The organism is Halalkalicoccus subterraneus (assembly GCF_003697815.1).
GTDB classification, from domain to species: domain Archaea; phylum Halobacteriota; class Halobacteria; order Halobacteriales; family Halalkalicoccaceae; genus Halalkalicoccus; species Halalkalicoccus subterraneus.
The window spans coordinates 147404-160079 of the sequence record NZ_RDQG01000078.1 but is presented as its reverse complement, the minus strand read 5'-3'; the positions used below and the strand labels follow the sequence as shown (position 1 = coordinate 160079).

At 52.5% G+C, this 12676-nt stretch carries 10 protein-coding genes and 2 pseudogenes; 6 read left to right on the top strand and 6 right to left on the bottom strand.

Features of this window, described 5'->3' with window-relative positions; genetic code table 11:
• Positions 1-142 precede the first annotated feature (142 nt).
• From EAO80_RS16680 to EAO80_RS16665, 4 genes and pseudogenes are all read right to left on the bottom strand, one after another.
• On the bottom strand, positions 143-433 hold the full coding sequence (locus tag EAO80_RS16680; protein ID WP_122090951.1) for a hypothetical protein: 291 nt from the start codon (positions 431-433) through the stop codon (positions 143-145).
• A gap of 10 nt (positions 434-443) precedes the next feature.
• Positions 444-617: pseudogene (locus EAO80_RS16675) on the bottom strand (DsrE/DsrF/DrsH-like family protein); the annotation flags it as partial.
• A 98-nt stretch (positions 618-715) separates the two neighbouring features.
• A pseudogene (locus EAO80_RS16670) lies at positions 716-883 on the bottom strand (FAD-dependent oxidoreductase); the annotation flags it as partial.
• Between the two features lie 97 nt (positions 884-980).
• Positions 981-2171 (bottom strand): mechanosensitive ion channel family protein, encoded by a 1191-nt coding sequence (locus EAO80_RS16665; RefSeq protein ID WP_245998682.1) that lies wholly within the window; start codon positions 2169-2171, stop codon positions 981-983.
• Between the two features lie 930 nt (positions 2172-3101).
• On the opposite strand from EAO80_RS16665, the gene EAO80_RS20875 reads away from it, so the two are divergent.
• The 5 genes from EAO80_RS20875 (at position 3102) to EAO80_RS16630 (ending at position 7797) form a co-directional block, all read left to right on the top strand.
• Positions 3102-3389 (top strand): iron chaperone, encoded by a 288-nt coding sequence (locus tag EAO80_RS20875; protein ID WP_122090948.1) that lies wholly within the window; start codon positions 3102-3104, stop codon positions 3387-3389.
• The gene (locus tag EAO80_RS16650) at positions 3350-4063 is read left to right on the top strand and encodes a ferredoxin--NADP reductase (protein ID WP_122090947.1); all 714 of its coding nucleotides are present in this window, start codon (positions 3350-3352) and stop codon (positions 4061-4063) included. The genes EAO80_RS20875 and EAO80_RS16650 overlap by 40 nt, the downstream gene beginning before the upstream one ends.
• Before the next feature lie 758 nt (positions 4064-4821).
• A complete protein-coding gene (locus tag EAO80_RS16640; RefSeq protein ID WP_122090945.1) occupies positions 4822-5607 on the top strand; it encodes a glycosyltransferase in 786 nt (261 codons plus the stop codon).
• On the top strand, positions 5597-6058 hold the full coding sequence (locus EAO80_RS16635) for a GtrA family protein (protein WP_122090944.1): 462 nt from the start codon (positions 5597-5599) through the stop codon (positions 6056-6058). Before EAO80_RS16640 ends, EAO80_RS16635 begins: the two co-directional genes overlap by 11 nt.
• A gap of 152 nt (positions 6059-6210) precedes the next feature.
• A complete protein-coding gene (locus tag EAO80_RS16630; RefSeq protein ID WP_162994053.1) occupies positions 6211-7797 on the top strand; it encodes an ArnT family glycosyltransferase in 1587 nt (528 codons plus the stop codon).
• Between the two features lie 395 nt (positions 7798-8192).
• Here the strand turns inward: EAO80_RS16630 and EAO80_RS20465 are convergent, their stop codons facing one another.
• On the bottom strand, positions 8193-8639 hold the full coding sequence (locus tag EAO80_RS20465) for a hypothetical protein (RefSeq protein ID WP_394343438.1): 447 nt from the start codon (positions 8637-8639) through the stop codon (positions 8193-8195).
• A gap of 56 nt (positions 8640-8695) precedes the next feature.
• Positions 8696-11326, bottom strand: coding sequence for an alkaline phosphatase PhoX (locus tag EAO80_RS16620; RefSeq protein WP_122090942.1), 2631 nt, complete (start codon positions 11324-11326; stop codon positions 8696-8698).
• A 341-nt stretch (positions 11327-11667) separates the two neighbouring features.
• On the opposite strand from EAO80_RS16620, the gene EAO80_RS16615 reads away from it, so the two are divergent.
• Positions 11668-12558: an endonuclease/exonuclease/phosphatase family protein gene (locus EAO80_RS16615; RefSeq protein ID WP_122090941.1), complete on the top strand. Its 891-nt coding sequence runs from the start codon at positions 11668-11670 to the stop codon at positions 12556-12558.
• Positions 12559-12676: the final 118 nt, after the last annotated feature.

Genomic DNA, 12676 nt, shown 5'->3' with positions numbered 1-12676 from the left:
TTGAAATCCAGAGCCCATCGTTGCCGATATTGTTCGTCGGTCTGCGTTCAGGATATCTGGTGCCGGGATCAGAATCCCACGACCCACAGTTATTCAATAATCAATATGAGACTCAGCCCTCGAGATTACCCGAAGGTGCCTCTTACGAGTTCTCGGTCTCCTCCAGGAGTTTCTCGGCCTCCTGTTGTAGAGACTGAGGGAGAGAGTCATCCTCAACAAGCCGCTGAAGCATTGAATCACACTGCGGTGTCTCGAGAGATTGTAGCGCTTGCTGACGAAATTGGGTCTCGATATTCTCGTTCAAGACGAGTTTGGCAAGCTCATCGCACTCGTTTGCTAGCTTGAGTTCGTGAATCGCATGTGATCGCGCATCTTGGTCCGCTGCTGTATCAGCAGCCAGTGTTACACACTCTTCTGATGTTCGTGAACTCATACTAAGTAACTCATTCTCCCTCCCCGTCAATAGTCTTTGAGGGAGGACGACCAGCATCCTGGAGCGCCGTCGCGGCACCGACGCCGGTAGTAACACCGTCGTAGAAGTCGTCTTCATCGTAGTCCATCAGATCGATGGTCATTTGACAGATCTGAAATTCGACGCCCATATCGAGCGAAGTCTTCGACCGAACGATGGAGTTCTTCGATGGCCTCTCGATCTGAGGCTAATGCATCATTCTCATCGACATCTACACCTCACCCTCCTCATCCACAATTAGGATCGATTTGCGGTCAATGCCAGCGGAACGTAGACCGGTTCGCCGGTAACGACGTGTTCGGCTTCCACGCAATCTCCTGCTGCGTACACATCCGCCAGATTCGTCTCCCGATACGAGTCGGTTGCAATGGCGCCGGTCTCTCCGAGCCTAATCCCGGCGGCTTCCGCTATAGCCCTGTCTACGGATGGAGTGTACTCAGACTCCCCGGTAGTACCCTAAATCAGGAAAAATGGATTGCCAGGATCTCCTACTTACAGAAGGAGTTCCCTAATCGTCAGTTGGGTCTGATGAATCGAAATCATCGCGTGACCGTGTGTGTGGATCCTCACCATGTCCCGAGTTTGATCGGGTGGGTGACTCTTCGTCGAGTCCCGAGACACTCCGGCGTGCACTGGCCATCCAGTCGTCAATGTTCTCTGCGACGTAGTCTTTACTCCCCCAACCAACACCGATGGCAACGGCAAGTGCTAGGGCCACACCAAGTGCACCAAACAGTGCCGTTACTGCTGCCGTGAAGAATGTCGTCAACACAGCCGTGCTGAAGCCGATCGTATCCAGCGCGATCGTGATCGTGATGTAGTAGACGAACAGTTTCACACCGAGTCCGGCTAATGTCGTCAGCCGGCTCGCGTCAACACTCGCAACGATGTCTTCGAGGGCATCCGCGACGAAGACACCGACAACTAACACGAGTAGACCTCCGATCAACGCAGGAACGAAGGCCGCAAAGTCGTTCAGCAACTGTGAGAGAGCGGTGATACCGAGCGTGTCTGCTGCTGTCAACAACGTGAAGAAGTACACAGCGTACTCAACGAGCTTTCCAGTAGCGTTCCCAATACCTCCAGCGGAGGTAGTAACGCCTTCTAAGGGAGTATCTCGAATATAGGTGTTAAGCCCGAAGCCTCTGACGATATTGGTGACGATCTCACCGAGCTTTCCGCCGACGATAAAGCCGATAACAAGGATAACCGCGGCTGAGAAGATGACCGGAAGGAATGCACCAATCTCTGAAAGGGATTCGGAAAGGATAGCGATACCGAGCACATCAGCTGCAGCGAGTGCAGCATAGAAGTATACGATATACGAGACGAGCGTACCGATTGCGCTGGCAATACCACCATCGGGATCCGTCTCACTTCCAAGTGGCGTGCGCTGAGTGTGATCTGAGAGGCCGATACTCTCAAGGACTCGAGTAGTAATACTCCCGAAAATTCGGCCGAGAATCCAGCCGATCAGGAGGATGATGACGGCACCAATGATCGCGGGGATAAACGCGATGATGTTTGCGATGGTTTCCTGAAGGAAACCTGGAGCCTGTACTTGAATTATATTATTGCTTACAACTAATGCTTGTAGTGACATTGTTAGTGTTTCCTCTGTTACATCCAGCGGAAACGATCGATCGCTGAATGTAACTCTTGTAGGTAGCATAACAAAATAAAGGTCCTGAACAACCATTTAGAATACATAAAACAGCCATATTTTCCTTAGTAATTGGAGAAGCAAAGTCTATAGTCTCGTACTGCTGAGAAACAGTTATGTAAAACCACCTGTGATTAGACATCTCTAATATCGAAACACGATCCGATTCTAGTAACACTACTTGATATCTATGGCAGGATCCCAACCTCTGGTCTAAATATGAACGGACTCAACGCCCCGACTATCACTGCTGACCGGCAGGACTAGCTCGATCCAGACTTTAACCTGCACGGCGAACACGCGATCATCCTCGACAATGGCCCCGAACGGTGTATGTGCGGGTGTGATATCTTGTATGAGGTCACCCTTGAAGCTCAGGATCTCTCGATCGAGACCCACACCTGGGATCTTCGTCCACCGATCGAACCAATGCCACCCCTCGAATCACACCCATTGGAACCAGCAGAGAAATTGTAGATAAATGGACCTAACGCTTACAGATCGCCTGTAGGGATTTTATGCTCAAATAGAGTGGAGGGCTATACGATAATCCTATGAGTGGCAGTCTATTTCTCGAATGAGCGTTATAGCAAGATCAGTAGTGCACGTAGGCAGCGACCGTTCGTACCGTTCTACAGAAGGTCTATGCTCGGGCTGAACGTAAGATAGTAGACCCTCGAAGGGTGATCAATCATGAGACGAGCGACGTTCAATAGACGATACGTGTTGGGAGGAATTGGAGCGGTAATCGCCAGTAGTGTCTTTGCTGGAGCCGCCAGCGGTAACAGACATGGAGCCGGGAGGATCGATGACGCCGATGAAACGGCGACGGAGAGAACATACAAAGGAACTCTTCAGCGTGACGGCGGATTGGTGTCTGGTAGTATGGAATATAACGGTCAACACTGAGACTCGTCGGTTTCATTATGACGGAGCAATCCGTGTGTAGACTACGGTGACGATGGAATGTCAACGCCAAAAAACGTCGATTCATACATTGCCAATGCGGGCACCGAAGCCCGTCCGACGCTCGAACAACTTCGTGAGCTAATCAAGTCGGCCGTTCCAGAAGCAGAAGAAGGCATCCGCTATAACGTGCCGTTCTATACCTTCCACGGCACTCACGTTGATAGATGGAATAGTTCTCCAGCGTTGCTCTGTCTCGATTTTCCGCAAACCTGCCACTTAGGAGACTTGCCATCGGTTATCCCCATATGTCGTTCGAAGCGACGATCACATCGATCCACCAGATGACCCCACAGGTAAAACAGTTCGTCGTTGAAGCCGACGAGCCCTTTGAATTCGAACCCGGACAGCATACGACAGTCCAGTTTGAACAGGACGACCCTGATGAGGACGAGGACCAGGAGGTCGTCCGGCCATACACCGCCACCAATACGCCGGGCAGCAACAAAATCACGCTCGCCATTAAACGCTATGACGACGGAACCGCCTCAGTGTATATGCATGAGCGCAAAACCGGCGACACGATAACTCTTGGCGACCTCGGAGGAAATCTCACCCTGCAGGATATGGATAGAGACGTCGTGTTCGTCTCGACAGGGACGGGGATCACGCCAATGATCGCGATGCTCAAACAGTATCTCGAGGTCGGGGGTGGTGAGGTTCATTTCTTCTACGGCGAGAAAAACCAAGAGAACATCATGTACCGTGAAACCCTCGATCAGCTCTCTACTGAGTACAGTCAACTCTCGGTAGTCTACTCGCTTTCCGACGAGGACTGGGATGGCCCAACCGGACACGTACAAGAACACCTCAACGACCGTCTCGACGGGCTTGACAGGGATTTCTACGTCTGTGGCGTCCCGCAGATGGTCGTCGACACCAAGGAGCATCTCGATGAGTTGGGAGTTCCCGACGAGCGCATATTCTCCGAAGGATGGGAAGATGGCGAGGTCGAGAACTGAACATCAATCTCTCGACCCAGAGAATAACGGCCAGTAGGAAGGTTGATGACTCGCAACGAATACTGTGACATGCGGTGGCTACGCCGTGATCAACGTTTCAATGGCTAATACAGACGATGATCGATATCTGATTGGAGGCCTACTCGGTGATGCAGAGCGTCTGGCCGCACGAAGAACACGATTTCACGCGGTGATTGATGCAAAATGCCGATCCATACTGCTAATAGATTTTCTAAGGTTGCGTATGATAATTGCTGGTCCCGTCTGGACCGACTTATGGGTGAACGACGATGTCGATCTGCACCTATCGACTACTCTCCGTTGATGGAAGTCGCCGCTTTGATAGTTCCATTGGATCCTCATTAGCGAACGGTCGAAGCGAGACTGCAAAGTCCATCGGTTCAGGCTGAACCTGGTACTCAGGTAGCGGGGTAGTCGGTGTCCCACCGACACCGGTCACTGCATGATTGAGGTTGAATCCGATAGACCCGCGTTCTTCGAGTTCGTACTGGTAACGGCGCGTCAGTTCTCAATAGATCCCTGCTACCAACATCTGAACTATTTTTAAAGATAGTTGCAGTTAGGACTACCTCATATGCATCCAGCAAGGACCGTCAGTGTCATTGTGATCTGTGTTATATCGGCCATATGAAAAACATTCCAAACCAATATAGCGAGATGGGACGCGTGGGATCATCTCACACGGACACACGGAGGGCATGAGGTGAAGACTTCACTGCGAGAATTGGGGTTCGACGATGACAACTGACCCATCGATCGGTATTATCATCCCTGCATACGATCCAGATATTCTAACCCTCGAACACTATATCGAACGAATTCGCCACATACTCACTCCAGAGATCATTCGCGTTGAAATAGACGCCCCCAAACAGGCGCACGTCGACCGGCTTAAAGACGTGGCCGATGTCGTCAACGTTTCGACCAACCGGCGCGGAAAGGGCGGCGCGATCATGGAAGGATTCGACGCAGTAGAAACGGATGTACTCGCCTTTGCTGATGCGGACGGATCTATTCCAGCAGCATCACTAAATAATGTTGTTCGACATGTCAGCGATTCCCGAACCGATGTGAGCATTGGGTCTCGTCGCCATCCCGCCTCACACATCATTGCCCACCAGACCACTATCCGCCGATTTCTCGGCGATGTGTTCGCATTCGCCGCTCGAAAACTGCTTCCAACACAGTGTCGGGACTATCAGTGTGGAGCGAAGGCCGTCCGCGCGGAAGCGTGGAACTCTATCGGGCATCATTGCTATGAGGCCGGGTTCGCCTGGGATTTGGAGTTTGTAAGCGTCGCCGGATCACTTGGGTATGATATAGCTGAGGTTCCCGTCGACTGGAAAGACCACCCTGACTCAACAGTTAATCCAGTCTCGACAGCACTCGAGCTGGCGACAGCGCTCTTCGATGTCAAGCGACGGACCGACGCGATCGCAACAAGTCCACGGTTCCGGAACATCACGAAAACCAACCATTCGACACTAACGAAAGCCGGATTTGATAGCGAAGATGACGACTGAATCAAAAATTGATGCGCTCCTTCATCGAGCACGAATCAGCCAATTTGTCTCCGTCGGCATCGTCGGAGCGACGATCGAAACGATTATCGTTGCAATACTGACGACGACCATCGGTTTCGGGCCACTCGCCGCGAAAGCGGTCGGCGCAGAGATGTCTATCTCGACTATGTTTGTTGTCAACGACCGGTGGACGTTCGCCAACGAAGGTCGGATCGGTGCGATCGCATCCGGCCGGCGGTGGATAAAGTCGCATATGGTCCGCGCGGTCGGACTCATGATCGCGTTTTTGGTACTCTATTGTTTGACAAACGTCATAGAAGTCTCACTCGAACTCCGGGGGATTGACTTGTGGCCGACGGTTGCAAACATGATTGGGATCGGCGCTGGAATGGTCGTCAACTATGTCGCAGAGAGTCTGTATACCTGGCGAGTTATGGCTGAAAATATATGAGCCGGGTTGAACAAATCGAAGACGAACAACGCTCTACACGCTCTGGGGAAAGTGGTACGTCTTCACTACAGTTCCGTCTCCCCCGTCCGGATCGATTGGGACGGTCGACGAAGAACGCGATTGTCTCCAATGGAACTGATATCTGGTATCTATTGAGTATCGCCGTGATCGGCGCGTATGTATTCGTCTATACAGTGGGCTACCATCCGCTTATCAGATGGGACGAAGCGATCTACGCGAACGTTGCGTGGCAGATGGTCGAGACAGGTAATTGGCTCATCCCCCAGCTATATTTCCATCCTCAACAACCAGGGATTGAACTCCAGCCATTCCTTGAAAAGCCGCCCTTAGTGTTCTGGCTGCAAGCGATATCTATCAAACTGTTCAATGATACGCGATTTGCGATCCGATTACCGGTTGCGACGTTGGCAATTCTCTCAGGAATGCTTACTTACTGGTTCGGAAAACAGCTATCGGATAGAAAGTCAGGATTGGTCGCAACAACCATCATTTTTACATCACCACTGATCGTTATCGGATCACACGGTGGACGGACTGGTAGTACTGATGTCCCCTTACTGTTCTTCGGTACTCTGTTCGTATACCTGACTTGGACGACACTCACGAACCGACGTTCCGAGCGATTGCCTCTCATCGGAATTGCAGCAGGATTAGCGCTCCTTTCGAAGGGATTTAATGCAGGTATATTCGTGATCGCAGTGGCTCCAGTGGCACTCTATTATATTCGGGATTTCGTTACCCGAGAAGGAGTGACACTGATCGGGGTGACCGCGGCCATTGCACTGCCATGGCCACTGTATGCATGGTTCAGATATGGGAACGAATTCATCCAGCAGATCTTTCTGACGCAGGTCGTGGGTCGAGCTACGGGAAATGCATTCGTCACCCAATCAGGGACGCTCTTTTCGTTCATGCGATATCCGTATTTCCGAGAATTTCCCACGTTTTTTGATCCATGGGTCTACCTGCTCTTCCCGGCACTTGCTGCTGGCCTCTTATACGCGTGGTCCCAGGACGAACTCGAGAAACCGCTGTTTCTAGTATGGTGGGCTACCACGACGTTCGTCTTCTTTGTCATCACCGGGAACCACGGTTGGTATATCATGCCGATGCTAGTCCCTTGCGCATTGATAATCGGGTATGCGGTTAGCGCCGCAGATCGTCAATACAAGCCGGCGATTTTTGCGCTTGTCGGCGGAGGGTTACTGATGCTCTGGAGCACTGGTGTGACTCTCGAGACCGTTGCAGTCGTTCTTGGAATAGTTTTGGTTGTTCTTGGTGGTTTCAGTGGGTCGTCTATCAATGCAAGATTGACGAATTCTAATCCTATCGTAGGGTATATTCTTCCAGTTATGGCGATCGCCTTGCTGGTCGGTGCGCTTGTTGGAGGTGTCCCACTGGAGCATGAGGCACCACAATATAATCACGAAGAACAGTTCGGACAGGCTGTCGCAAACGAAGTTCCGGAAGGTTCTGTCGTCGGAGTCGAACCTCTTGGGGCGAACCTATGGCGGGCTTCGTTCTATGCTCAACGACCGCTAACGAGTGCCCCTCCTGCGGACCTGCAAAGTGACTTGAGTCTTACCTATGCAATCGTATCCAACGACACTCTATCGGAACTCGATCGAGATCATAGGATCCTTGCTGAATGGCAGAATGTTAGATTGATAAGGTTTTCTGAGTCTCGAACAACTGTATCGGAGGAATCGGACGGATAACCGACACTCTTATTCCCGACTTAGCAGTCTGGAGTCAGGCAGGTGGTTTCTCTATGCCATGACAGCTATCGAAACCAGTTTCGCCAGCCTACATTTCGCAAAATAATATGGCGTGGCGAATTGACCTAACTGGCTTCAGGAGCACGTGAAGTGGATTCCTCGCTTCCCAATCGCGTTTGACCGGAAACAAAAGACGGCATCGAGACGGTTTCTTCTTACGGAGATCAAAATTTCGATCCAAGTGAGTTAAGCGGGACAGGGTGAAGCAGGGATAGAGGCCTATTGACTCAAAAGACTCGAGATCGGCAAGACACTCTCGCTTGCCTTTCGCCATCAGGACCTCGTGTCCGCCGAAAACACCCATGAATCGATCGTGAATGTAGTGATTCTTGCTTTTATTCAATCCCGCGCTCTTTTGCCCCCTGTCGAATACCTTTAGCACGTTTTTGAACCCGCGAGACGTACCGCTGGATCTTCTCGGGTTTCTCTCCGTAGAACGAAGCAACCCAATGGATGTCCGTGTTTGGCTGTGTCAGGAAGTACGCGACGAGGGTGTCCCGCCCTGCCTGAATGATTGTTGGGGGAACACCCCGATCGCCCGTTCCAGTCTCTTGGAATCCGTTGACATCGAAGAAGACATCAGCGTACAACTCCGCGTGATCGGCGTCGTCGAATGTGAGCCCGCTATGTTGCGGTGCTTCGAACCGGTAGTCAGTGTTACCGGACGATGACGTGCACTCGACAATTCGAACGTCGAGAATGTACTCACGGAACGTCGATTCATCTCGCCGGGATCTGGTTGAGTCGTCGTGGTGTATGGGTGGATCGTTAGATTGTGACATGTCTTGAGTGTAGATCGGGGAATGGTGATTACGGCGATACAGGCTAGACGCTCGCCTCAGTCGAGCTCCTCCGAGAGACTCACGACATCGTCGTAGTCAAGGCGCCCGTTCTCGTTGAAGTCGTACGCTTCCTCATTCTCGCGGACGCTCTCTGTACAGAAGTTATCAAACAGCGTGTCGACGTCTTCATCGTCCACTTCACCGTCACCGTTGACATCCTCGTAGCGACCGTCGTCGTCAGGATCGGTAGGCGCGTCATCTCCCTCGACCGCCAACGGACCAGTCAGAATCGTTCCCGACCGGGCCTCAGCGTCGATTACGTCGCCGTCATCGTCGTCTAGTCGGTTGACCTCAACTGTAAGTTCGGTCGTTCCCGTACTCTCGGCCTCTAGGTCAAGCGACGCGAGAACGACGTTCATTGCGCCAGGTTGGAAGTTCTGTCCTACATCGGCAAACCGGACCGTTACCGTCGACATATCCTTGGAGATCGAACTCGCCGTATCCGTTAGTTCATCTGGGAACGAAACATCTGCGATCGACACTACTGCCGGGTCAGAGACGGAAACGGTAACTCGACCGCCAGAAACGCCAGCCGGTAGGAACGATGCTGTCAGATCCGCTCTCGCGGTGTCGTCGAGATTCACGTTTATTGACTCTACGTCGACCAAGACGTTCGGCTGGTAGACGTACAGCCCATCGTTGGGGTAAGATCGGGCAGGACCGCCAAAGCCGTCCTCACAGCAGAGGACGCGGCCGTCATCCATCACGTAGACGTTGTCGACGTTGCGAAGCGCATCGTCGGCATCAGCGGGTGGATCAGTGAAATCAGGGCCGACGATAACCGGTTCGAGCGTCGAGACATTGTAGTCGAGTTCGATTTCTCCGCGGTAGACGACACCCCCATCGACACGATCCATCTGGAGGTCACCCGTGTCATCGGCCATGTCGTCATTGAACTCAGAGATACCGAAATAGACGAAGTCGCCCGGGCCGGAACCGTCGATACTGTCGACGCCCTCGGCCTTGTTGAACTCAATCGACGCGCCGATCTCTTTCGCGGCTGCACGGGTCTCAAGGAACGGCACTTTGCGGAGGCCCTCGTCGACACCCCGTGGCCCATTTTCGTTCCACTGATCGGCCCACTCGACGATCTCCTCGTTGGTAATATAGTTCTGGTTGCCGTTTTCGATAACCTCGCAGTCGGCCTCTTCGAGCGCCGTGTCGAGATCATCTCGCCAGTCGGTCTCGGCGTGGGTTTCGAGGTAGTGTAGCTGAGTGACGTCGTCGTAGGTAGCGATCCATTGCTCGATCTCGGCGTTTCTCGCGTGACCGAGTTCCATCCACTTGATCTCGAGGTTCACATCCGCAGGGGAGTTTCGCTCATCCGAGTCGGCGACAGACGCCTTGTCATTAGTAATCTTGGGGGCATAGAGGGTTCCCTCGAGATCCATTGGGTCCTCATAGCTCGGGATCGGCTCGTCGGCGACGAATTTGTAGATGCCCTTGCTGTCGCCGTCCGAACAGCCATAGACGGTCCGCTCATCGCCCAAGAAATCCGGTGCTTCCCAGGATGCGCGGCCCATCACGTAGTACTTGATCGGTTCAGGCACAGCCGCTGTCGGCTTGCGGTAGTCGACGTGGTAGCCATAGCGATACGGGTTCGGATAGACATCGCCAATCGGAGTCGTGTCATTCGTCTCGTTGTCTGCTTGATCGACTGGCTCGGCGCCGAGGTAGTACGCGAGGAACTCGACACCCGTCAGTGCCCAGTCTCCCTGGGGGATAAACGACTCATCATAGTATTCTTCGATCGCGTCGACGATCTCGCTCGGATTCGGCCGATTCCAGAATTGACCGGCACCAATAATCCCCTTGCCGGAACCGGTGTCGATGATGTCGCTCACCGTGTGTGTCAGCGAAACGCGTGGATGCGCATAATTCTCTTCCGAGGAAACCATCGTGTTCCACGGCGTGAGGTTGCCGTAGCAGTTGATTCGCGTGCCGCCGAGGTCGCGAAGCGGCTCGGTGTTCGCGAGGTTGATCGCGTTTTCTAAGTCGGCTTCCCACTCGCCGTCATCGGATTGACTGATCGGGACCCGCGAAACATTGCCGGGACTGTTCTCCCAGTTCGTAAAGAGGTATCCTTCGGTGCCCTCATCGTTCGTTGCGACAAACTGATTACAGTCGGGATTGGTCGCGGCGGCACCATATTGGGTACCCGAAAACTCGTCCATCGTGATGGCGGTCCCGTCAGGTGTCTGGGTGACACCGAGGCGCTCTGTCCCACCGTTTATCGACTCTCTTGCCTGCGCGAGCAGTATGTATTCGCCATTGCCCGAGCGAACGATACCCTGTTCGTCCCTCGTCTGCGGTGTCGATACTTCGGTGAAGTCGTTATTGTCACCGCTTAGGTCAAACTGAAAACCACTGAAGTAGCCTACGCCGGCACGGTTGAACGGCTCAGGATTCTCCTCGCTTGGATGCTGGAGACTGTAGAGTAGTCCTCCGTCTTCGAAGACGAATGGGCCGGTCACCTCAGCTCCATACGCCGTTGTCGAGAATCGCTTGAGGTTCCCCTTGACACTCGGCGCGCCGGTAGTGTCTGACTCCTCAACTTCCTCCAAATGTTTTGCGCTTGCTACACCGGTTACGCTGGCACCGAGTGTGGCTGCGATCGATGTTTTCATCAAATTTCGCCTAGTAAATTCCATAATGTAATATAGACATCTACATTGTTTAATATAAATTTAATTGAAGTATATTATAGTAATATTCTATATGTAAATAATATTTTGTAAAATTATATATAAGAAGGTGTCGAGAGACGGTTACTATTATAGAAAAGCAGCTGAGTAAGCCAGAACTTCTTGAAGAGAAGAGTAGTGTAGACAAAGACTATTGACGGCCAGCTCACCAGGCTGCATGGCTTCGTACTATATTTGGATAGGCAGACGTACTATATATGAACCATTCTAAATATGTTCTCGGTATACAAATTGCTTTATAATTAGGGATATACGGTATTTCTATGAATCCAGTTCCATCGATCTCGCGACGTCGCTTCATACTCGGCAGTACAGCAGCTCTTGGTAGTCTCGTTACACCAGGACTTGGTGCTGCCTCCTCACGCGATAGATCTGTGCGGACAGTTACGTTTAACATCCGCTATTCAAATCCGGAGGATGAATACCCTTGGGAGGAACGAATAGACCGCGTTACCGGAACGATTCGGGACCTTAATCCGGATCTATTGGGTCTACAGGAAGCCCAGCCCAATCAGTGGGATGATCTTCGAGAGGAACTTGACGAGTTTGAGTGGCACGGCGTTGGTCGTGACGACGGTGAGCGAGAAGGCGAGTTCGCGCCACTCGCCTGGCGTCCAGACCGTTTCGAAATGCTCGAAACTGGGGAGTTCTGGTTCTCCGAGACGCCCAACGAACCTGGCAGCGTCGGGTGGGATGCCGATTTACCTCGAGTGGCGGTCTGGGCGAGACTGCGCGACCGCGAGACCGACCGTCTGTTCTGGCACATTAACGTTCACTTTGACCACATCGGTGAGCGAGCGCGCCTTGAGTCTGCAGGGATGCTCCGTGAGCGCGCTGCCGCCGAGGAGAATGCTGGCGCAACCGTGGTCGTCACGGGTGACCTGAACGCCAATCCGTACTCGGAACCGTACTGTCTATTACTCAAGAACGTCCTCAACGGTATATCGAGTCCGCTGGTCGACACGATCCACTATGCCGACTCGGTCGACGGTCCGCGAGAAACCTACCATGAATTCAGTGACGAACTTAGGAGACGAATCGATTACATTTTGGTCTCACGAGACGCCGACGTCCGGAGCTTCCGAACGCTTCCGATACGGGTCGGCGAGTTCCGGTCGGATCACCTTCCAATCGTGACAGTGCTTGATCCGTGATTCAATATACGCCAGTCGAGATGTCCCTATTCAGGTATAACTACCATCTGATATAATCTGAGTCACGCTCGCAAATTGCTCGAAGCATAAGATGGCTAAGTCCTTGTGCAACACTAAC